General features: G+C 70.8%; 19 protein-coding genes and 2 riboswitches. Of the genes, 6 read left to right on the top strand and 13 right to left on the bottom strand.

The genetic code is table 11. From position 1 onward, the window contains the following. Window positions 1–71: riboswitch (cobalamin riboswitch) on the bottom strand. Between the two features lie 56 nt (window positions 72–127). Together cbiT and JOB34_RS00675 are read left to right on the top strand one after the other, a co-directional pair. Further along, the gene (cbiT, locus tag JOB34_RS17965; protein WP_208050923.1) at window positions 128–1,363 is read left to right on the top strand and encodes a precorrin-6Y C5,15-methyltransferase (decarboxylating) subunit CbiT; all 1,236 of its coding nucleotides are present in this window, start codon (window positions 128–130) and stop codon (window positions 1,361–1,363) included. After that, window positions 1,360–2,100, top strand: coding sequence for an SAM-dependent methyltransferase (locus tag JOB34_RS00675; protein WP_208050922.1), 741 nt, complete (start codon window positions 1,360–1,362; stop codon window positions 2,098–2,100). Before cbiT ends, JOB34_RS00675 begins: the two co-directional genes overlap by 4 nt. Before the next feature lie 51 nt (window positions 2,101–2,151). On the opposite strand, the gene JOB34_RS00670 is transcribed toward JOB34_RS00675, so the two are convergent. From JOB34_RS00670 to JOB34_RS00640, 7 genes are all read right to left on the bottom strand, one after another. Next, a complete protein-coding gene (locus JOB34_RS00670) occupies window positions 2,152–2,310 on the bottom strand; it encodes a GyrI-like domain-containing protein (RefSeq protein ID WP_347813673.1) in 159 nt (52 codons plus the stop codon). After that, entirely contained in the window at window positions 2,265–2,600 is a 336-nt protein-coding gene (locus JOB34_RS00665; RefSeq protein ID WP_208051136.1) for a hypothetical protein, read from the bottom strand. The genes JOB34_RS00670 and JOB34_RS00665 overlap by 46 nt, the downstream gene beginning before the upstream one ends. Before the next feature lie 189 nt (window positions 2,601–2,789). Further along, window positions 2,790–2,927 carry a MerR family DNA-binding transcriptional regulator gene (locus tag JOB34_RS00660; RefSeq protein ID WP_208050920.1) on the bottom strand — a complete coding sequence of 46 codons (138 nt, stop codon included), beginning with the start codon at window positions 2,925–2,927 and terminating at the stop codon, window positions 2,790–2,792. Between the two features lie 33 nt (window positions 2,928–2,960). Continuing rightward, on the bottom strand, window positions 2,961–3,551 hold the full coding sequence (locus JOB34_RS00655) for a GNAT family N-acetyltransferase (RefSeq protein WP_208050919.1): 591 nt from the start codon (window positions 3,549–3,551) through the stop codon (window positions 2,961–2,963). A 103-nt stretch (window positions 3,552–3,654) separates the two neighbouring features. Continuing rightward, window positions 3,655–5,187, bottom strand: coding sequence for a precorrin-2 C(20)-methyltransferase (locus tag JOB34_RS00650; protein ID WP_208050918.1), 1,533 nt, complete (start codon window positions 5,185–5,187; stop codon window positions 3,655–3,657). Next, complete coding sequence (locus tag JOB34_RS00645; RefSeq protein WP_179478485.1) at window positions 5,184–5,858, bottom strand: precorrin-8X methylmutase; 675 nt, start codon at window positions 5,856–5,858, stop codon at window positions 5,184–5,186. Before JOB34_RS00645 ends, JOB34_RS00650 begins: the two co-directional genes overlap by 4 nt. Continuing rightward, window positions 5,855–6,943 (bottom strand): cobalamin biosynthesis protein CobG, encoded by a 1,089-nt coding sequence (locus tag JOB34_RS00640; RefSeq protein ID WP_208050917.1) that lies wholly within the window; start codon window positions 6,941–6,943, stop codon window positions 5,855–5,857. Before JOB34_RS00640 ends, JOB34_RS00645 begins: the two co-directional genes overlap by 4 nt. Window positions 6,944–7,181: 238 nt before the next feature. Beyond that, a riboswitch (cobalamin riboswitch) is annotated at window positions 7,182–7,243 on the top strand. 88 nt (window positions 7,244–7,331) lie between these two features. Between JOB34_RS00640 and cobN the strand changes: the two genes are divergently transcribed. Genes cobN through kynU form a run of 3 tightly spaced genes read left to right on the top strand, consistent with a single transcriptional unit; the run spans window position 7,332 to window position 14,007 of the window. Continuing rightward, entirely contained in the window at window positions 7,332–10,967 is a 3,636-nt protein-coding gene (cobN, locus tag JOB34_RS00635) for a cobaltochelatase subunit CobN (RefSeq protein WP_208050916.1), read from the top strand. A gap of 32 nt (window positions 10,968–10,999) precedes the next feature. Continuing rightward, window positions 11,000–12,766: a 5,6-dimethylbenzimidazole synthase gene (gene bluB, locus JOB34_RS00630; protein ID WP_347813672.1), complete on the top strand. Its 1,767-nt coding sequence runs from the start codon at window positions 11,000–11,002 to the stop codon at window positions 12,764–12,766. Continuing rightward, window positions 12,763–14,007, top strand: coding sequence for a kynureninase (gene kynU / locus JOB34_RS00625; protein ID WP_208050914.1), 1,245 nt, complete (start codon window positions 12,763–12,765; stop codon window positions 14,005–14,007). The genes bluB and kynU overlap by 4 nt, the downstream gene beginning before the upstream one ends. Here the strand turns inward: kynU and cobF are convergent. Further along, complete coding sequence (cobF, locus tag JOB34_RS00620) at window positions 13,991–14,767, bottom strand: precorrin-6A synthase (deacetylating) (RefSeq protein ID WP_208050913.1); 777 nt, start codon at window positions 14,765–14,767, stop codon at window positions 13,991–13,993. The genes kynU and cobF overlap by 17 nt on opposite strands. Continuing rightward, window positions 14,764–16,203, bottom strand: a complete 1,440-nt coding sequence (locus JOB34_RS00615; protein WP_208050912.1) for a cobyric acid synthase — start codon at window positions 16,201–16,203, stop codon at window positions 14,764–14,766. The genes cobF and JOB34_RS00615 overlap by 4 nt, the downstream gene beginning before the upstream one ends. 31 nt (window positions 16,204–16,234) lie before the next feature. Between JOB34_RS00615 and JOB34_RS00610 the strand changes: the two genes are divergently transcribed. Next, window positions 16,235–16,813 carry a histidine phosphatase family protein gene (locus JOB34_RS00610; protein WP_208050911.1) on the top strand — a complete coding sequence of 193 codons (579 nt, stop codon included), beginning with the start codon at window positions 16,235–16,237 and terminating at the stop codon, window positions 16,811–16,813. On the opposite strand, the gene JOB34_RS00605 is transcribed toward JOB34_RS00610, so the two are convergent. From JOB34_RS00605 to corA, 4 genes are all read right to left on the bottom strand, one after another. Beyond that, window positions 16,807–17,379, bottom strand: a complete 573-nt coding sequence (locus tag JOB34_RS00605; protein ID WP_208050910.1) for a YdeI/OmpD-associated family protein — start codon at window positions 17,377–17,379, stop codon at window positions 16,807–16,809. The genes JOB34_RS00610 and JOB34_RS00605 overlap by 7 nt on opposite strands. A gap of 4 nt (window positions 17,380–17,383) precedes the next feature. Next, window positions 17,384–18,193, bottom strand: coding sequence for a siderophore-interacting protein (locus JOB34_RS00600; RefSeq protein ID WP_208050909.1), 810 nt, complete (start codon window positions 18,191–18,193; stop codon window positions 17,384–17,386). Window positions 18,194–18,310: 117 nt separating this feature from the next. Beyond that, window positions 18,311–20,131, bottom strand: a complete 1,821-nt coding sequence (locus JOB34_RS00595) for a phosphoenolpyruvate carboxykinase (GTP) (RefSeq protein WP_208050908.1) — start codon at window positions 20,129–20,131, stop codon at window positions 18,311–18,313. A gap of 293 nt (window positions 20,132–20,424) precedes the next feature. Further along, the gene (gene corA, locus JOB34_RS00590) at window positions 20,425–21,495 is read right to left on the bottom strand and encodes a magnesium/cobalt transporter CorA (protein WP_208051124.1); all 1,071 of its coding nucleotides are present in this window, start codon (window positions 21,493–21,495) and stop codon (window positions 20,425–20,427) included. Between the last annotated feature and the right edge of the window lie 80 nt (window positions 21,496–21,575).

Genomic DNA, 21,575 nt, shown 5'->3' with positions numbered 1-21,575 from the left:
CATCCTGGCTCGTGCCGGATCGACTCCGGCAGCTCACAGTGGCGGGACCGCTCCGGATTCTCACCGGATTCCTCGCCCTGCGTCGCAGCGATCATGTCATATCGGCGCCCTCGCCTAGAGTGCCGACGTGATCGACGTCGTGGGCATTGGGGACGGCGGCGAAGCCGAGCTTTCCCCTCGGAGCCGGGCCCTGGTGATGGGCGCCCGGACGCTGCTCGGCGGCCGCCGGCACCTGGACATGGTGCCCGACGTGCCGGGCCAGACCCGTCGCCCGTGGCCCTCGCCGCTGCGCGAGGGACTGGCGGCGATGCTCGCCGAGGTGCACGCCGCCGACGCACCCATCGGGCACGTCGTGGCACTGGCCAGTGGCGACCCGCTGCGCTCCGGCATCGGGACCACCCTCATCGACCTGCTGGGGGCCGGCGCCGTGCGTGTACACCCAGGGCTGTCCTCCGAGACGCTCGCGCGGGCCCGGATGGGGTGGTCGGCCGAGCAGACGACCGTGGTGACGCTCGTCGGCCGCTCACCGGACGGCGTACGCCGTCACCTCGCCCCCGGTGCGCATCTGGTCGTGCTGTGCAGCGACGGGAACACGCCCGGGGTGCTGGCCCGCCTGCTGACGCAGCAGGGGTGGGGTGCCTCGTTGATGACGGCCTGGTGGCATCTGGGTGGCGCGGCCGAGGGGTCGTTGCGCGCCTCCGCCGCGGGGTGGTCGGCTGAGCGCACCGCCGACCTGGTGCTGGTCTGCGTGGAGGTCTTCGCGGTATCGGCGTCGCCGTTGACGGCAGCGGCGGTGGGTCCGGCTCCGGGGCGACCCGAAGCGTCGTTCGAGCACGACGGCCAGATCAGCAAGCGCGACGTACGCGCGTCCGCTCTCGCTCATCTGCGCCCGACGCCCGGCGGCCACCTGTGGGACCTCGGTGCCGGATCGGGTGCCGTCGGGATCGAGTGGGCCCTGGCCGCGCCCGGTGCCAGCGTGAGCGCGGTCGAGCACAACGCGGCGCGTGCCGAGCGGATCCGCAGCAATGCCAGGGAGTTCGGTGTCGTGTCGGACGTCACGGTCGTGGAGTCCGCGTCGATCGACGCGCTGGCGGATCTCCCGGATCCGGACGCGGTCTTCGTCGGCGGAGGCCTCTCTCCGGCCCTCATCGACGCCGTGCGATCGCGGTTGCGGCCGGGCGGGCGGCTCGTCGCGCATGCGGTGACCCTGAGCACGGAGGCCCTGCTCGTCGGTGCTCAGGAGCGCTTCGGCGGGGAACTGACGCGGATCAGCATCGAGCGCGCGACGTCCCTGGGCGCGCAGGTGTCGTGGACACCGTCGCGTGCCGTCGTCCAGTGGAGCTCCACGAAGGGAATGCCGTGACCGTGCACTTCATCGGCGCCGGACCCGGCGCCGCCGACCTGCTCACGCTGCGCGCGGTGCGGCTGCTCGAGCAGAGCCCGGTGTGCCTCTACGCCGGCACCTACCTGGACGATGCGGTGCTGGCGCACTGCCCGCCGGACGCCGAGCTCATCGACACCCAGCACCTCAATCTCGACGCGATCACGGAGCACCTGGTGGCGGCGGACTCACGCGGCGCCGACGTCGCACGGCTGTGCTCCGGTGACCCGTCGGTCTACTCCGCGATCGCCGAACAGACCCGGCGCCTGGACCAGGCGGGCGTGGACTGGGACGTGACACCCGGCGTCCCGGCGTACGCCGCGACCGCAGCCCTGGTGGGGCGGGAGCTCACCGTCCCCGAGGTCGCCCAGTCCGTCGTGCTCACGCGGGTGCAGAAGGACTCCACGAAGATGCCCGCGGGGGAGTCGCTCGAGGCGTACGCCGCGACGGGCGCGACGCTGGTGCTGCACCTGGCGATCCGGCACATCGACACCATCGTCGAGCGGCTGACCCCGCACTACGGCGCGGACTGCCCGGTGGTCATCGGCTCGCAGGTCAGTCAGCCGGCCGAGCTGGTCCTGCGCGGGACCCTGGCCGACATCGCCGGTCAGGTGCACGAGCACGGTCTGCGGCAGGCGGCGGTCATCCTGGTCGGACCCGCGCTCGGCACCGGTGACTTCGTGGAGTCGCACCTCTACTCCTCGCGCCCACCCGCCTGATTTTGGACATGCACCGCGGGTCACATCTGCCCCGCCGTGCATGTCCGAAACTCACTTCTGCCGGACGGGCTGTTGCAACTCGGTCACCCAGTCCTGCTGGTGCGTCGATTCGGCCCGCACGTAGAGCTCGCGGGCGGCTCCGTCGTACTCGTAGCCGTTGTCGATCAGCCAGCGGTGCAGCCCCTGCCAGGACTCCCGGATGCGGTCCATCGGGCCGAGGTGGACCCCGCACACCGCGTTCGCGGACGGCAGGTCCACGGCCTCCGCCCGGCCGGCGGAGTGCCCTCGTGGGCGTATCCGACGACCACGTCCATCCCGTCCTCCGCCTCGGCGTAGGTCGCCATCGGGGTGGACAGACTGGCGCCGGCGGACTGCAGCGCGGTCTGCACGCGGACGAACATCGGCTCGACGTGCTGACCTATCTCCGCCGGGTCGACGGTGGCGCTGACGGCAGCGAGCCGTACGGCCGGCACCTGCTTGACGACGTAATCCGTGGGCATGTCGTGCTCCTTCTCGATCGTTCTGTGCTCTTGTGCCCCTGACTCGGCCCGCCGCAAGCCGGGTGCCGGCGGCGCGCATCTCGTCCTCGAGCTCGCTGCGCCGCAACCGGAGCATCCCGTTCTGCTCCTGCACTCCGATGCGATCCGTCAGCAGCTGGCCGATCTGCTCCAGCGTGAGACCGAGATCCTTCAGTGCCACGATGCGATCGAGGACGGACAGCTGCTGGACGTGTCGACGCTGGCGGGCGTGAGCAGCCCGAGCGCGTCGTAGTGGCGCAGCATCCGCACCGACACCTGCCCGAGCCGAGCGAAGTCTCCGATCAACATGACACCGTTCTCCCGCCTGACACCGTGTGAGGGTCAAGAGTCGGTCGTCGGCGTTCGCTCGTGCATCAGGACGAGCCCCGGACTTCCGTTCGGGGCATCTGGTCCGTGGCCGAGCGTTCGCCATCCGGCGCGCCGATACAACCGTCGCGCAGGGGAATCGAAGTCCGTGGTCTGCAGCCAGGCGGTGTCGGACTTCGCCGTGTCGACGAGCTCTTCCAGAAGTCGCCGACCCACACCCATCCCGCTCGCAGCCGGCAGGACCGCAAGAAGTTCGACTGCGTACGAGTCGGCGATCTGCTGGGCGACGTTGTCTCCGATTCGCTCTCGCAGCTGAGTCGACCAGGCGTCAGCCTGCCCGCCCCAACTCCAGTCGTGGCCGTAAGCGAACCCCACCGGCGAGCCCTCGTCCAGGGCGATTGCCATGGCCAGGCCTGATGCGGCGCGAGCCCGCGCGTACAGCCCCGCATACATCGTCGCAACGACCGCCGGCTCGGAGAGAGGAGCCTGCGCGGAGGCTGCGGCGTAGATCTGCTCGACCGTCTCAGGGGACAGCATCCGATCCACCGAGTGGACGACGCGTACCTCGACCTGCCCGTCGACGCTCGAATTGCGCTCCGCGGTCATAAAGACAGGTTAGAGAGGAATGTCAGTCGGTGCCGGAGCCCACCACTCGAGTTTCGGACATGCACGGCGGGTCACATCTGACCCGTCGTGCATGTCCGAAAAGTCAGGGCTGAGCGACGGAGCGCGGAGTCCAGACCTGGCCGCCCGGCGTGACCCGGGTGGAGGACGCCCCGATGATCACCAGGCATTTCATGTCGACCGTCTCGGGGTCGAACTCGCCCAGCGTGGTTACGACGGCCGACTCCTCGGTCCGGCCGACGTCGCGCGCGATGACGACCGCGGTGTCGGCGGACTTCACGTCGAGTAGCGCGGCGCGTGCAGTGTGCAGCTGGTCGGGCCGGGAGCGCGAGCGAGGGTTGTAGAGCGCGATCACGAGGTCGGCGGCGGCCGCCGCGCGGAGGCGTGCCTCCAGCACCGACCAGGGCTTGAGCCGGTCCGAGAGGCTCATCACGGCGAAATCCGCGCCGAGCGGAGCCCCGACCAGCGCGGCTGCGGCGTGGGCAGCAGTGAGGCCGGGTACGACGTGGACGGGCACCTCGGCGTACGCCGTGCCAGCCGCCTCAGCGGCCTCGAAGACCGCAGCCGCCATGCCGAATACCCCTGCGTCGCCGCCGGATACGACCGCGACGTCGTCACCAGCGGCAGCCAGCTCGAGCGCGTCGCGCGCCCGGTCGACCTCGACCGTGTTGCCGCTCGCGTGCCGGGTGAGGCCGACGCGCTGGGGCACCCGCTCGACGTACGGCGCGTACCCCACGACATGGTCGACCTCGGCCAGGATCGCGCTCGCCTCGGGCGTGAGCCAGCGGTCCGGCCCCGGGCCGAGGCCGACGACGTGGACGGTGCCGGTGGTCGATGTGGGAGGCGCTTGCTCCGCCGCTGGGGCCGCACGTCCTGCGGCATCCGCCCGCCGGTCCTGACCGGGGACGATGACGATCGACATGTACGGGACGGTCGACGGATCGACATCGGCCGCGGGCAGCACGCGTTGGCCGTCACGGGTGGCGCGTTCGACGTAGACCGCCCGATCGAGCAGGCCGGCCTGCCGTAGCGCCTCACGCACGTTGGCGAACGTGCGCCCGAGCTTCATCACGACGGCGGCGTCGGTGTCGGCGAGGCGGCGGGCGAGCTCGGCGACGGGCAGCGTGCCCGACAGAACGGTCAGCACGTCCTCGTGTCGGGCGAGGGCGTGCGCGGACACGGCGGTTGCCCCGGACACCGCGGTCACGCCTGGGACGACCTCGGTGGGAAAGCTGTCGGCGAGGCGGTCGTGCAGATACATGAACGACCCGTAGAACATCGGATCGCCCTCTGCCAGAACGACGACCGAGCGGCCGGCCTCGAGGTGCGCGCGCAACCTGGCCGCGCACTCGTCGTAGAACTCCGCGAGCCAGCCGTGGTATCCGGCGGGGTGCTCCACCGCGCCGGTCGTGACCGGGTAGCGCAGCTCCTCCTCGTGGACGCCCGCCGGGATCAGGTCGGCGGCGATGGCACGCGCGATCGATGACTTGCCGGTGCCCGCGTGATAGGCGATCACGTCGGCGGAATCGATGAGCCGGGCCGCCTTGAGCGTGATCAGATCGGGGTCGCCGGGGCCGAGGCCCACGCCGTACAGATGCCCGATGATGTTGCTGTTCATGCGAGTTCGGACTCCGTGGCGAGCGCGTTGACAGCGGCCGACGCCATCGCCGATCCGCCGCGGTGGCCGTGCACGGTGATCCACGGGATCTGCCCACCGCCCGGCAGGACGTGTTCGGCCAGGGCGACCTTGGACTCGGCCGACCCGATGAATCCGACCGGCATCCCGACGATCGCCGCCGGTCGCGGGCCGCCGTCCATCACGACTTCGAGCAGGTGGAAGAGCGCGGTGGGTGCGTTGCCGATGGCGACGACCGCCCCGTCGAGGCGCTCGTCCCACAGCGAGACCGCCGCCGCGGCGCGCGTGGTGTGCCACTGCTTCGCGAGCGCAGGCACGCGGGCGTCGCGCAGGGTGCACAACACCTCGTTGTGTGCCGGCATCCGGCGAGCGGTGACCCCGGAGGCGAGCATCACCGAATCGGTGAACACCGCTGCACCCGAACGCAATGCGTGCCGCGCCGCGGTGACGACATCGGATGAGGCGGCGACCGCAGGCACGATGTCGACGTCCCCGCAGGCATGCACGATCCGGGTCACGACGACCCGCAGGTCGGCTGGGACCGCGGACAGGTCGGCCTGCTCGCGGACCATGCCGAACGAGCGGCGGTAGATCTCCGCGCCGTCGGCGACGTAGTCGTAGCGACGGGTGGGTGGGCTCGGGTCGGCGTTCATCGAGGGTCTCCAGAGGCGGCAACGACCTGGTGCACGTCGGTCGGTGCCACGAGGGTGAGGTGGTCGGACGACGGCTCGCCGCAACGGCGTTCGCATCCGACGACGTGGACACCGGGTCCGGCCCCGGTCATCTGCGCGGTCGCAGCGGTGGCGAGGTCGAGGGTGTGGGTCTGGGTGCGGGCGCAGTAGGGCGCGCCGACGCACGCGGTGATCCGCGACCAGGGGGAGGCGCCGGTGATGACCAACCCGGCGTCGCCCAGACGAGACGGGTCGGCCGCCGCGCCAGGTATGACGAACGACTTCCACGGGGTGAGCACCACCTCGTCGGCGAACGCGGCGATGGCGTCGAGATGGGCGGGTCGCAGCATCCCGAGCGGGAGACCGACCACTAGGTCGTCGCCGGCCGGGCCGGGCGGGAGCGGCGCGGGCGGGTGTACGCCGTACGGGTGCATGCCCTCGAAGACGGGGGAGCCGGTGGGTAGGTCGCGGACGTTCCATACGTCGTCGCCTGAGCGGTGGTCCAGGAAGAGGTGGGCGCGGCGGATGAGTTCGGGGACCGCGTCGACCGACCGGACCTCGAACGCGTGACCGCCGGCGAGGACGCGGCCCTCGTCGGCGTCGAGCGCCTGGTAGGCCAGGTCCCACCCCTCGGTGAGCACCGAGCCGGACGTGTCGCTGAGCGCGAAGAGGAACCGCCCCGGCAGCCCGGCGAGCACCGGATCGTCGGTGATCGCGGTATCGAGTGCTTCGACGAGCGGGCGCAGGGATGTGGCCAGCGGCGCGGACAGGATGTTGCGTACCCGCTCGTGGGAGGCGCTGGGCAGGAGGCCGGTGGCCTCGACCCGCTCGATCAGCACCTCGGGCAGCGGATCCGGAAGAGCGCGCAGCTGCAGGTTGCCGCGGCTGGTCAGCTGCACCACGGGTGCGCCGTACTCGGTGGCGATTCCCATGACCTCGCCGAGCACGTCGACACCGATCCGGCCGCCGGGCACGCGCAGCCGCACGAGGGCGCCGTCGCCCGCGACGAACGGGCGCAGCACCCCCGGGCAACGGTCGCCACCGTCGGGGCGGGCTCGGGAAGTCACCGGGTGAGCCTAAGTCGGCCCGTCGTGCCGGGCGTCAACTGCCCGACCGAGCCCCTGAGGTATGCAGGGGGAGGAGACACGTCGCCCGCAGGCCGCTGTCAGCCGAAATCGGGGCACATCTCCTCCCGCCGTACACGCGGCGCCGAGCGCACGACCGGACGGACGGCGTATGCAGCCTGTGGTGGGCCGCAACCTGGTCGGCGGGTAGGTAGGCTGCGGGCGGTACACGCTCGCGGAACCCGGTGAAAGTCCGGGACGGTCCCGCCACTGTGAACCGGGGACGTCGCCCGGTGAGTCAGGTATGCGGGCGCGCACCGCCGCCCCGGAACGGGTGCGGCCCTCAGCACGAACTGCCAGCTCGGGGCGCGGACCCCGGCCAAGGAGACTGATGCCTCGCGTCGCCCTGTTGTCCACCTCGGACACCGACCTCTTGAGCGCCCGGGCCAGCGGCGCCGACTACCTCTTCGCCAACCCGGCCCGCTCCGCGCACACCGAGATGGGTGCGGCGATCGAGGGCGCCGATGTGATCGTCGCCCGCATCCTCGGCGGCCCGCAGGATCTGTGCAGCGGCTTCCGCCGGTTCGCCGAGACCGATGTGCCGATGGTGGTGCTCGGCGGCGAGCAGACCCCGAACGCGGCGCTGATGGAGTGCTCGCGGCACGTGCCGGCGGGCATCGTGGCCGAGGCACACCGCTACCTTGCGCAGGGCGGCCCCGCCAACCTCGCCAACCTGCACGCGTTCCTGTCCGACACCCTCCTGCTGAGCGGTGAGGGCTTCGAACCGCCGTTGGAGCTGCCCATCTGGGGTGTGCTCGACCGCGCCGAACCCGCCCCGCTCGAGCGCGTACGACCGCGCGTCGGCGTGCTCTTCTACCGCGCCCAGCAGGCCGCGGGGAACGTCACGCACATCCACGCGCTCTGCGACGCGATCGACGCGGCCGGGGGCATCGGCGTCCCGATCTTCGCCACCTCCCTGCGCGACGCCCCACAGGACCTGCTGGACCATCTCGGCACGCTCGACACCCTGGTCACCACCGTCCTCGCAGCGGGCGGCACCCGCCCGGCCGGTGCGCAGGCCGGCGGCGAGGACGAGACCTGGGACGTGCAGGCGCTCGCCGCGCTCGACATCCCGATCATCCAGGGACTCGCGCTGACCTGGAGCCGCGCCGACTGGGCCGCATCGAGCGAGGGCATGTCGCCGCTGGACGTCGCCACCCAGGTCGCGGTGCCGGAGTTCGACGGCCGCCTCATCACCGTCCCGTTCTCGTTCAAGGAGGTCGACGCCGACGGCCTGCCGCACTACGTCGCCGACCCCGAGCGCTGCGACCGGGTCGCCGGGATCGCCGTCAACCACGGCCGCCTGCGGCACACCCCGGTCGGCGAGCGCAAGATCGCGCTGGTCCTCTCGGCGTACCCGACCAAGCACTCCCGCATCGGCAACGCGGTCGGCCTGGACACTCCGGTCTCCACCATCCGGCTGCTGCGCGAGATGCGCGCGGCCGGCTACGACCTCGGCCCGCGCGGCGCGATCCCCGGGCTCGACGACGTAGAGCCCATCGAGGGCGAGGCGCTCGACACCACAGCCGGCAACGCCCTGGTGCACGCTCTGATCGCGGCAGGTGGTCAGGACCCCGACTGGCTCACCCAGGAGCAGATCGAGGGAGCGCTCGTGCGGATCCCCGCGAGCCGGTACGCCGAGTGGTTCGGCCGGGTGCCGACCGACCTGCAGGAGGCGATGGAGCAGCACTGGGGCCCCGCCCCTGGCACGCTCTACGTCGACAAGACCACCGATCCTGACGGTGAAATATTCTCTGCCGCAATGGTGTTCGGCAACCTCGTCATCCTGGTGCAGCCGCCGCGCGGCTTCGGTGAGAACCCGATCGCGATCTACCACGACCCCGACCTGCCACCCACGCACCACTACCTCGCGACGTACCGGTGGATCGAGGAGGAGTTCGGCGCGCATGCGGTCGTGCATGTCGGCAAGCACGGCAACCTGGAATGGCTGTCGGGCAAGAACCTCGCGATGTCGCCCTCCTGCGGCACCGATGCGGCACTCGGCAACCTGCCGCTGATCTACCCGTTCCTGGTCAACGACCCCGGCGAGGGCACCCAGGCCAAGCGCCGCGCGCACGCCACGATCGTGGACCACCTGATCCCGCCGATGGCTCGCGCCGAGGCGTACGGCGACATCGAGCGTCTCGAGCAGCTGCTCGACGACTACGGCAACGCCTCGGTGATGGACCCGCCCAAGGCCGCCGCGCTGCGTGGGGAGATCTGGACGCTGATCCAGGCCGCCAAGCTGGACCAGGACCTGCAGCTGACCGACCGCCCCGACGACGAGTCGTTCGACGACTTCGTGATGCACATCGACGGGTGGCTCTGCGAGATCAAGGACGTGCAGATCCGCGACGGGCTCCACGTCCTCGGCGAAGCGCCGTCCGGTGAGGGCCTGATCAACCTGGTGCTCGCGGTGCTGCGCGCCAGCCAGGTCTTCGGCGGCCGCGACAACGGCGTGCCCGGGTTGCGCGCCTCCCTAGGCCTCGTCGAGGGCGCGTCGTCCGGTGAGACCGACCGCGTCGAAGCCCTGGCGCACGAGCTCGTACGCCGCCTCGCAGAATCCTCATGGCACGCCGGCTCTGTCGACACGATCGTGAACGACCTGGTGGGAGAACCGAATCCCGGTGCATCGGCATCACTGGAGTTCGCCTGCCGTGAGGTCGTGCCGCGTCTGGCGGAGACCACCCGCGAGCTGCCGATGGTGCTGCACGCGCTCGACGGCGGCTACGTGCCGGCCGGTCCGTCCGGGTCGCCGCTGCGCGGTCTGGTCAACGTGCTGCCGACGGGCCGCAACTTCTACTCCGTGGACCCCAAGGCGATCCCCTCACGCCTCGCGTACGGCACCGGCGCGGCCATGGCCGACTCGCTGCTGGCGCGCTACCAGGAGGAGAGCGGGGAGTACCCCGAATCGGTGGGGCTGTCGGTGTGGGGTACCTCGGCGATGCGCACCTCCGGCGACGACATCGGCGAAGTCCTGGCGCTGCTCGGCGTGCTGCCGGTCTGGGACGAGGCGTCCCGCCGGGTGGTCGGTCTCGACCCCCTGTCGCTGGCCGAGCTCGGCCGCCCGCGCATCGACGTCACGGTGCGCATCTCCGGCTTCTTCCGGGACGCGTTCCCGCACGTGATCAGCATGCTGGACGACGCGGTGCAGCTCGTGGCGGGTCTGGACGAGCCGGTCGAGTCCAACTTCGTGCGCAAGCACGCGCTCGCCGACATCGAGGCCCACGGTGACGAACGCCGTTCGCGCACCAGGATCTTCGGCTCCAAGCCCGGCGCGTATGGCGCGGGCATCCTGCAGCTGGTCGAGTCCGGCACCTGGCGCGACGACGCCGACCTGGCCGAGGTCTACACGCAGTGGGGCGGCTTCGCCTACGGACGCGGGCTGGACGGCGTACCGGCGCGCGACGACATGGAGCGCAACTACCGACGCATCCAGGTCGCCGCGAAGAACATCGACAACCGCGAGTCGGACATCCTCGATTCCGACGACTACTTCCAGTACCACGGCGGCATGGTCGCAGTCGTGCGTTCGCTCACCGGCTCCGAACCCAAGGCATACGTGGGGGATTCGACCTCACCCGACTCGGTGCGCACCCGCACTCTGCAGGAGGAGACCAACCGCATCTTCCGTGCGCGCGTGGTCAACCCCCGCTGGATCAGCGCGATGCAGCGGCACGGGTACAAGGGCGCGTTCGAACTCGCGGCGACCGTGGACTACCTCTTCGGATTCGACGTCACGGCCGGGGTGGTGCAGGACTGGATGTACGAGACCCTCGCCCAGGAGTACGTGCTCGACAAGACCAACCGCGACTTCATGCAGCACGCCAACCCGTGGGCGCTGCGCGGCATCGTGGAGAAGCTCGGCGAGGCCGCCGACCGTGGACTGTGGGAGTCGCCGGACCCCGAGCTCGTCGCGGCGATGCAGCAGGTCTACCTCGATGTCGAGGGGCAACTCGAGGAATGACCGGCGAGAAATGGCCGCGTCCCGTGCCGGTCGTGGGAGACACGACCAGCGCGCGGCGTCGCGGCGCCGACCCGACCGGATGGGCGATGGGCGCCGATGTCACGGACGCGCTGCGCGATGTCATCGACGCCCGTCGCGACATCCGCCGCTACCGGCCCGACCCGGTCCCGGAAGACCTGCTCACTGCCGTGCTGGAGGCGGGCCACCACGCTCCGAGCGTCGGGCACTCCCAGCCGTGGCGTTTCATGGTCGTGCGCGACCAGGCGACCCGCGATCGCGCCGCTCACCTGGCCGACCGCGCCCGGCTGGCGCAGGCGTCGGATCTGACGCAGGACCGCGCCGCGCGGCTGCTCGACCTCAAGCTCGAAGGTCTGCGCGAGGCGCCGGTCGGCATCGTCGTGGCGTGCGACCGCCGTACGCCGGCCGCCGGCGTGCTCGGTCGCGCCACCTTCCCCGACACCGACCTGTGGTCCTGTGCCACCGCGATCGAGAACATGTGGCTCACCGCCCGCGCGCACGGTCTGGGGATGGGCTGGGTGACGCTCTTCGAGCCCACGGATCTCGTGACGCTGCTCGACCTGCCCGCCGGGGTGGAGACGCTGGGCTGGCTGTGCCTGGGCTGGCCCGACGAGCGGCCGACCTCGCCGGGCCTGGAGCGGGCCGCCTGGTCGCGGCGTACGCCGTTGCAGGACATCGTGATCCACGAGCGGTGGCCGTCGTCGGGCTCCCCGGACGCGCCGGTGTCGCACGTCCGCGGCCCCGCGCAGGATCGCCTGGTCACGGCGACCGACGCCGCCGACGATCTGCTCTCGCCACCGGAGTCGCTGGGTCTGCTCGACCGGGTGCTCAACCGGGTGCAGGCACTGGCGCCCGGCGGTCTGTCCGGAGGCACCCTCGTGCTCGTCGCGGCGGACCACCCTGTCGCGGCGCTCGGCGTCAGCGCGTACCCCGCTCACGTCACCCACGACGTGGTGTCGGCCGCGCTGGCGGGCGGCTCGGTGGGCGCCGCGGCAGCGACCGCCGCAGGGTTGAGGTTGGTCGTCGTCGACGCGGGCGTCGACGGGGCTGCCATCACCGGCGCCGTGTCCTCTCGTCCACTCGGCGATCGCGGCGACCTGTGCACCACCGACGCACTGACAGCCGCCGACGTCGAGCGACTGCTCGAGGCCGGGCGTCGGACCGGCCGCTCCGCCGCGATCGACGGCCTGGTCGTGCTCGGCGAAGTGGGTGTCGGAAACACCACGGTCGCAGCGGCATTGGTCTGTGCGCTCATCGACCTCGAGCCGCGGGACGCCGTCGGGCTCGGCGCCGGGTCGGACGCCGCGATCGTGGCGCGCAAGGCGGACGTCGTCGAGGCCGCGCTCACCCGCGCGCGGCCGGCGCTCGACGCGGCGGCCGACGCACCGTCGTACGCCCTTGCCGCCCTGCGGATGCTCGGCGGCCCCGAGCTCGCCGTCCTCACCGGTGTGGTGCTCGGTGCCGCGGGTGCGGGAGCACCCGTGGTGCTCGACGGGCTCTGCGGATCGCTGCCCGGGCTGCTGGCCGTGCGACTCGAACCCTCCGTGCAGGCCTATCTCGTCGCGGGGCAGCAGTCCCGCGAACGCGCCCACGCGGCCGTGTTGCGCGAGCTCGGACTCGAGCCGCTCCTCACCCTGCGGCTGCGTGCGGGCGAGGGCGTCGGTGGCTGCCTCGCTGCATCGATGCTGTTGCAGGGGCTGAAGATCCGCAGTCTCGCCGCGCGTACCGTCGAGAATGTGCTCGATCCGCACCGATCCGACCTCGAAGGGACACCGCAGTGAGTTCGCTCGATCTGTCGCACTGTCAGGAGCTCGACCGCCAGGACCCGCTGGCCGCGGTACGCGATCGGTTCGTGCTGCCCGAGGGCGTCACCTACCTCGTCGGCAACTCTCTCGGAGCGATGTCCAAGGACGTGCCGGCCCGGGTGCAGGAGGTCGTGGCCACCGAGTGGGGCCAGGGGCTGGTCGGCAGCTGGAACACCGCAGGGTGGTTCGACAAGCCGCTGACCGTCGGCGATCGGCTCGCACCGCTGATCGGTGCGGGGGACGGGCAGGTCGTCGTCGGCGACAGCACCTCGATCAACCTCTACAAGGCGGTCGGCGCCGCCCTGGGGATGCGCCCGGACCGGGCCGTGGTGCTGTCGGAGGCCGGCAGCTTCCCCACCGACCTCTACATGCTGCAGGGCATGACCGCGTGGACCGGTCGTCACCGGCTGAAGCTGATGGACGCCGACCGCGGCAACCTGCAGCAGATGCTCACCCCGGACGTCGCCGTCGTGGTGCTCAGTCACGTCGACTACCGCACGGGCGAGCTGCTGGACATGCAGGCGATCACCGAGCAGATCCACGCGGCGGGCGCCCTCGTGGTCTGGGACCTGTGCCACAGCATCGGCGTCGTGCAGATGGATCTGGCCGGCTGCGATGCCGACTTCGCCATCGGCTGCACGTACAAGTACGTCAACGCCGGCCCCGGCGGTCCGGCTTTCGTCTACGTCGCACCGCGGCTGCAAGCGGAGGCGCAGCAACCTCTGTCGGGCTGGCACGGTCACAAGGCGCCGTTCGCCTTCGTCACCGATTACGAGCCGGGAGAAGGGGTCTCGCGTTTCCGCATCAGCACTCCGCCGATCGTGTCCTACGCGCCGCTCGAGGTCAGCCTCGACATGTTCGCCGAGCTCGACATCGCACAGGTGCGGAGCAAGAGCGAGGGGCTGACCGGGCTGTTCATCGAACTGGTCGATCAGGAGTGCGGCGGCTTCGACCTGGAGGTCGTCACCCCCCGGGACGCCGACCGACGCGGGAGTCAGGTCTCGCTGCGCCACCCGCGCGCCTACCAGGTGGTGCGGGCGCTGATGGAGCGTGGCGTGCACGGCGACTTCCGCTCGCCTGACGTGCTGCGACTGGGGTTCGCGCCGCTCTACCTGCGCTTCGAGGACGTCTGGGACAGCGTCGTGGCCCTCCGCGCGGTGCTCGAGGGCGAGGAGTGGCGTTCCCACCCCGAGCCGCAGCTCACCGCGGTGACGTGAGCGCGTAGACGTCCATCACCCAGCCGTGCCGCTCGCGCAGAGTGGCACGCAGCGAGGTGATCTCGTCGATCACATCGGCGAGGCGCCCGGCCCGCAGCTCCTGCTGCGGCATGCCGACGTACGCGCCCCAGTGGATCTGCAGGTCGGGCGCGCGCGGCACGAGATCGCGGCACGTGAGGTGGCCGTCGAGCATCACCACGACCGTGCCGACGCCCGGTGCCCACTCTGCGACAAGTCGACGTCCGGTGGTGATGTGCACCGGTTCGCCGATCTCGTGCAGCACGATGCCGTGCGCAGCCGCGAGGGCCTGGAAGGCAGAGATGCCGGGAATCACGTCGACGGACAGCGCCGTCCGCTCACCGATGCTGCGCACGACCCGGATCGTGGAGTCGTAGAACGCGGGGTCTCCCCAGACGAGGAAACCCACGACGGCTCCCTCCGGCAGAGCGTCGATCGTATCGGCGTACCTGTCGGCACGCGCGGCGTGCCAGTCACGGACCGCCTCGCCGTACGCCGCGTCGGCCCGGTCGGCGTCCACGCCGCGTGTCGGATCGGGCACCGTCACGAACCGGTACGGGTGCGCGGGATCGATGAACCGCTCGCAGATCGCCTTGCGAAGCGCGACGAGTTCGTCGGTGGCAGAGCGCTTCTCGGCCACGAGGAAGACGTCGACCTCGTTCAGCGCGGCGATCGCCTGCTGGGTGAGGTGCTCGGGCGACCCGGCGCCGATGCCGACGACCTGCACCCGGCGCACGCTCATGCTCCCGCCTCTTGGGCGATCGCCAGCAGCCGGTCCAGATCGAGGGCCTCGATCACGGCATCGGCGAGAGCGTCGATCTGCGCCTCACGTCGTGCGGCGAACGACGGCGCATCCGCGACCGGCGCCCACGACGAGCCGGCCGCCGCCGCCACCTCGGTCAGCCACGCACGCCGGAAGTCGTCGCCCTCCAGCGTGCCGTGCCAGATCGTGCCGTAGGTCGAACCTTCTCGCGTACCCCCGGGGAACGTGTCGGCCGCCGCCACGACGCCGTGGTGGATCTCGTACCCCTCGACCGGCCATCCCCGCCACGAACCACGGGACCGGGCCAGCACCTTCGAGGTTGCGAACGTCGTCGCCGCCGAGAGGAGTCCGAGGCCCGTCACCGCTCCCGCCGCGGACTCGACCGGGTCGTCGATGGTCTCGCCCAGCATCTCGTAACCGCCGCAGACCCCCAGCACCGGACGACCGTCCGCGACCCGCGCGGCGACCACGTCGGCGAGCCCTCGCGAGCGCAGCCAGCCCAGGTCCGACACCGTCGCGCGAGACCCCGGCAGCACCAGCAGGTGCGCGTCGCGGCACACCGCGGGATCGCTCGTCACGCGCACCCGTACCCCTGGCTCGGCGGCGAGTGCGTCGACGTCGGTGGCGTTGGAGGTGCGGGGAAACCGGACCACCGCGACGTCCAGGGTTGCGTTCGGATCCGCAGGCATCGAGCGGCCCACGGACAGCGCGTCCTCGGCGTCCAGCCACACGTCCTCCAGCCACGGGATGGTCCCGAGCCACGGCATCCCGGTGCGTTCGGTGACGACATCCAGGCCCGGCGCGAGCACCGACACATCACCGCGGAACTTGTTCACGACGTACCCCCGCAGCAGCGCGCGGTCGGCGTCGTCCAGCAGCGCCCAGGTGCCGTACGTCGCGGCGAGCGCGCCACCACGGTCGATGTCGGTGACCACGACGGTGGGCAGGTCGAAGCGCCGTGCGAGACCCATGTTCGTGTAGTCGCCGGCACGCAGATTGACCTCGGCGGGCGACCCGGCGCCCTCGGACACGACCAGGTCGACCGAGTCCGCCAACTCGGCGTACGCCGCGAACGCCGCCTCGGCGAGATGCGCCCGGCCCGTGGCGTACTCGCCCGCAGCAAGCTCACCGGCCGGCTGACCGCGCAGCACCACGAACGCGCGCCGGTCCGAGCCGGGTTTGAGCAGCACCGGGTTGTGCAGCGACGACGCCTCGACGCCGGCGGCCTGCGCCTGCAGGTACTGCGCGCGCCCGATCTCGGCGCCGTCCACGCAGACCATCGAGTTGTTGGACATGTTCTGGCTCTTGAACGGTGCGACGCGCACTCCCGCGCGTGCCCATGCGCGGCACAGCCCCGTCACGACCAGGGACTTGCCGGCGTCCGAGCTCGTTCCCGCCACCAGCAGACCTGCCACGCTGGCCGACCTTACAGTTGCGGTTGTGCCGATGCCGACCGAGACCCTACGGGTGCACCTGGTGCGGCACGGGGAGTCGACCTGGAACCTTGCCCACCGGATCCAGGGTCAGACGGTCCACCCCGACCTCACCCCCCTCGGCCGGACGCAGGCGGCTGCCGCTGCGCAGACTCTCATGCGACGAGTCGATGGCCGCGTCGTGCTGTGGAGCAGCGACCTCGTACGCGCCGCCCGCACCGCCCAGCTCATCGGTCGCGCTCTGCGGGTGCCGGTGCAGTACGACGAGGCGCTGCGCGAGCAGCATCTCGGCACGATGGAGGGGCGCACGGCCGACCAGTTGCACCCGGAGCCCACGCCACCGGGCGAGCACGTGAGCGAGGTGCGGTGGGCCGGGGGCGAGAGTACGCAGGACGTCGCCGCACGGTTCCGCCGGTTCGCCGCACGTGAGCTGCGCGCCACCTCGCCGCGGGTGCGCGATCTGGTCATCGTGAGCCACGGCGACACCATCCGGGTGGCCCGCGCCGTGCTGGCCGCTCGCAGCCACCGCGATGTGCAGTGGGATCCCATCGAGAACGGCAGCGTGCACACCGTCGAGGTGCCGCGTCAGTGAATCGCCTCGCCGCGCTCGAACTGCTCCACGAACGCGGCGATCCGACGGGCCCGGGTCTCGGGTCGTTTCGCGTCGTTGACCCGGTAGTAGACCGCGAAGTGGTTGGTCCGGTTGAGCGTCGCGAAGAACGCCTCCGCCCGCGGGTTCGCGGCCAGCGCCTCGACGAAGTCATCAGGCAGCTCGAAGTCGCTCTGGCCGGCGTACGCCGCGTCCCACCGACCGTTCGCCCTGGCCGCCTCCACAGCCGCGAGGCCGGTCGCGGTCATCCGACCCGCGGCCATCAGTGCCTCGGCCTTGCGTCGGTTGATCTGCGACCACGGGCTGCGCGCCCGGCGCGGTGAGAACGCGAGCCGGTAGCAGTCGTCGTCCAAGCGGCCCGCCTGCCCGTCGATCCAGCCGTGCATGAGCGCGAGCTCGACCAGCTCGTCGTACGTCGGGGTGGGCACCGACCCGCCCTTCTTGCCGATCGCGATGAAGACCGCGTCGGTGTCGTGCTGGTGCTCGGTGAACCAACGGAGCGCCGCTGCATGGTTTCTCAGCCGTACGAGGGGACGCTCGAGTGCCATGGCGTCAGCCGATCTGCCCGATGGGCTCGCGCTTCTCGGCCTGGAAGCGGTCCTCGGTGCGTCCGAAGGCCCAGTAGCCCGACAGGCTGACCGACTCCCGGGGGAGTGCCCGGTCGCGGAAGAGGATGTCCCGCAACGATTTCATCGACTCCCGCTCGCCGTGCGCGAAGACCTCGACGCCATCGGTCGGCCAGTCGAGGCCACGCACGGCGTCCGGCAGCAGGGACCCCTCGCCGGGGGTGGCGCCGTCGCGATGCAGCCATTGGATGGCGACTCCGGCCGGGGCCTGCGGCAGCAACTCGTCAGCCGCCGCGTCGACCTCGACGACCACCTGGCCGCGGGCATCGGTCGGCAGCGCTTCGAGCGCCGCGCTGATCGCAGGCAGCGCCGAGTCGTCGCCGATCAGCAGGTACCAGGACGCCTGACCGCTCGGCCGGTAGCCACTGCCCGGCCCGTTCGCCGCGACCAGGTCACCGGGCTGCGCGTTCATCGCCCACGGCGCCGCGATGCCCTGGTCGCCGTGCGTGACGAAGTCGATGCTGATGGTGCCGTCGGCGTGCCAAGTTCGGATCGTGTAGGTGCGACGGACCGGCTGGTGCTCGCGCGGCAACTCGTCCAGGTCGTACGGCGGGACGAGGCCGAGGGCCGGGTCGGGGAAGAGCAGCTTGAGGTAGCTGTCGGTCGCGTCGGGGCGCTCGGCGGCCATCGCCCGGACGTCGGCTCCACCGAACCGCACGCGGACGACGTGCGGAGTGACCTGCTCGCGGGCGATGACTTCCAGGACGTGCTGGCGACGCGGCTTCTTCGGGCTCATAAGGCAACCCTAAGTCGCCCTACCGACATCGAGCGGAGTGGTCCGGCGTCGAGCGGCGGGGACGACACCCTGCACTCGCGCGCGGACCACTCCGCTCGATGGAAGAACGACCTGCGACTACAGGCCGAGGCGGGCTTTCAGACCATCCAGCTCGATCTGCAGCTGGGTCGGCAGCGTCTCGCCAAACTTGGCGAACCACTCCTCGATCTGGGGGATCTCGGCCTTCCACTCCTCCGGGTCGACCGCGAGCGCGGCCTCCAGCTCGGCGGCGGTCATGTCCAGGCCCTCGACGTCGAGCGACTCCGGGGTGGGCACGTGACCGATGGGGGTCTCGACCGCGGCGGCCTTGCCCTCCATGCGCTCGATGACCCACTTGAGCACGCGGGAGTTCTCCCCGAAGCCCGGCCAGAGAAAGCCACCGTCCTGGTCACGACGGAACCAGTTGACGTAGAAGATCTTCGGCAGCTTGGTGGCGTCGGCGTCCTTGCCGAGGTTGACCCAGTGCTGGAAGTAGTCGCCGGCGTTGTAGCCGATGAACGGCAGCATCGCCATCGGGTCGCGGCGCACGACGCCCACCTCGCCCTTCGCGGCCGCGGTCGTCTCGGACGACAGGGTCGCGCCCATGAACGTGCCGTGCAGCCAGTCGCGCGACTCGGTCACCAGCGGCACCGTGGTCTTGCGGCGCCCGCCGAAGAGGATCGCCGAGATCGGGACACCCTGCGGGTCGTTGTACTCGTCCGCGAGGATGTCGCACTGCTCGATCGGGGTGCAGTAGCGGCTGTTCGGGTGGCTGGACAGCTCGCCGGAGTCCGGCGTCCAGTCCTCGCCCTTCCAGGAGATCGCGTGCGCGGGCTCGTTCTCCAGACCCTCCCACCACACGTCGCCGTCGTCCGTGAGCGCGACGTTGGTGAAGACCGAGTTGCCCTTGTTGATGGTCGTCATCGCGTGCGGGTTGGTGTGCTCGTTGGTGCCGGGTGCGACGCCGAAGAAGCCGAACTCGGGGTTGACGGCGTACAGGCGCCCGTCCTTGCCGAACCGCATCCACGCGATGTCGTCACCGAGGGTCTCCACGGTCCAGCCGGGGATGGTCGGCTTGAGCATGGCCAGGTTGGTCTTGCCGCAGGCGCTGGGGAACGCCGCCGCGACGTAGTAGACCTGCTGCTCGGGCGAGATGAGCTTGAGGATGAGCATGTGCTCGGCCAGCCAGCCCTCGTCGCGCGCCATGGCCGAGGCGATCCGCAGCGAGTAGCACTTCTTGCCCAGCAACGCGTTGCCGCCGTAGCCCGAGCCGTAGGACCAGATCGTGCGCTCCTCGGGGAACTGCACGATGTACTTCTCCTCGTTGCACGGCCACTTCACATCCTGCTCGCCGTCGGCCAGCGGGGCGCCGAGCGAGTGCAGGGCGGGCACGTACTTGGCCGCGTCGCCGAGCTCTTCGATGCGGTCCAGGATCTTGGTGCCGCAGCGCGCCATCACGCGCATCGAGACCACGACGTACTCGCTGTCGGTGATCTCCACACCGAACATCGGGCTGTCGGCCTCGAGGTGACCCATCACGAACGGGATGACGTACATCGTGCGGCCCTTCATGCACCCCTGGTAGAGGCCGCGCATGAGGTCCTTCATCTGCTCCGGGTCCATCCAGTTGTTGGTGGGCCCCGCGTCCTTCTCGTCGCGGCTGCAGATGAAGGTGCGCTCCTCGACCCGTGCGACGTCCTCGGGGGAGCTCGCCGCGTGGAAGGAATTGGGCTTGATGTCCTCGTTGAGCCGGGTGAAGGTGCCGGCGGCGACGAGTTTGTCGGTCAGTTCGGTCCACTCGTCGGCGGAGCCGGTGACCCAGCGCACCTCGTCCGGGGTCGTCAGCGCAGCGACCTCGGCGACCCACCTCGCCAGTCCTGCGTGCGTCGTGCCGGACTTTTCGGGTGCGTCCAAAGTCATGTGACCGTCCTTCGTAGGTGTTCGTCGCTGTTCGTACGCCGCATCGCACGGGGGGCCATGGCGCGTCGACCGAGCGGTCGGGTTGCGCGGCGTCGTACGCCGGGCGGATGCGGTGCTGTCGAACGTAACCCGGCCCCGAGCGGGCCGCCCAACGGGCGAAGAGCGCTCAGATGTGACCCCCGTCACACGTTCGGTGACCTGTGTCGCTTTCCCGCGGGGGGTCTCGACGAAGCCGACGCAATGCACCGTCGAATCAACAAAATCCGACTTCTTCGGTCGGGGGAACAGGTCGGTTAGATCCAGTCGCGGCGACGGAAGACGATGTACATCGTGGTGCAGGTGAGCACCATCAGCCCGATGGCCATGGGGTATCCCCAGTACCAGTGCAATTCGGGCATCTTGTCGAAGTTCATCCCGTAGATGCCCGCGATCACAGTGGGAGCGAAGAGGATCGCCGCCCACGAGGAGGCCGACTTGACCCGGTCGGACTGCTGATTGGCCGTCTCTGCCAGCCGCGTCATCTTCTCGTTCTGGGTCTGCGCGACGAGGGTGGAGTTGAGCGACAGGATCGACATCAGGGTCTGCCGGAAGCCGTCGACGCGCTCCGCGACCCCGGTCGCGTGGTCGGCGACGTCGCGCATGTTGCGACGCAGCTCCTCGTCGACGCCGTACTTCTCGTGACCCCTCTTCAGTGCTTCGAGGATGTCCAGCAGCGGCTTGGTCGCCCGCTGCAGCGCGAGCACCTCGCGGGACAGCTCGTAGATACGCCGTGACACCGCCGGGTCGGACTCGAAGACCTGCTCCTCGATCTCGTCGATGTCGTTCTCCAGACCGGCGATGACCGGGGCGTAACCGTCGACCACGAAGTCCAGGACCGCGTAGAGCACCGCCTCGGGCCCGAGGGCCATCAGGTGCGGGTCGTTGTCCATCCGCTTCCGGACCGGCGCGAGTCGCGGCTCGTCGGAGTGCCGGACGGTCACCACGAAGTCCGGTCCGATGAACAGGTGCAGCTCGCCGAGATGCACGGTCTCCGTGTCGTCGTCGTAGGTCGCCGGCCGGAGCACCACGAAGAGCGTGTCGTCGTAGCGCTCGATCTTGGGTCGCTGGTGCGCGACGATCGCGTCCTCGACGGCCAGCGGGTGCAGGTGGAAGATCTGCGCGACCTGCTCGATCTCCTCGGGCGCGGCGTTCGCGAGCCCCACCCATGCGACGGCCTGGTCGGGTTCGGCGAGCCGGTGCACGACGGCCCGGAAGCTGTGCGGATTGGCCTGGCGTACGCCGTGCAGATAGATGGCGCGCTCTACGACGGTCCCCTCGACGCCCTCCGGATGCGACGTGCCGAGGGAGTTGCGGTCGGGTTGCAGGACCCGTTCGGGGGCGTCCTGCGTCGACACCGGTGGCGTGTGATGCGCCGGGTGCGTACGGATCCGCGACCTCCAGGTGG

Source organism: Allobranchiibius sp. GilTou38 (assembly GCF_017565325.1).
GTDB lineage: Bacteria > Actinomycetota > Actinomycetes > Actinomycetales > Dermatophilaceae > Allobranchiibius > Allobranchiibius huperziae.
The sequence above is the reverse complement of the archived record's forward strand: the minus strand, read 5'-3'. Positions and strand labels throughout refer to the sequence as shown.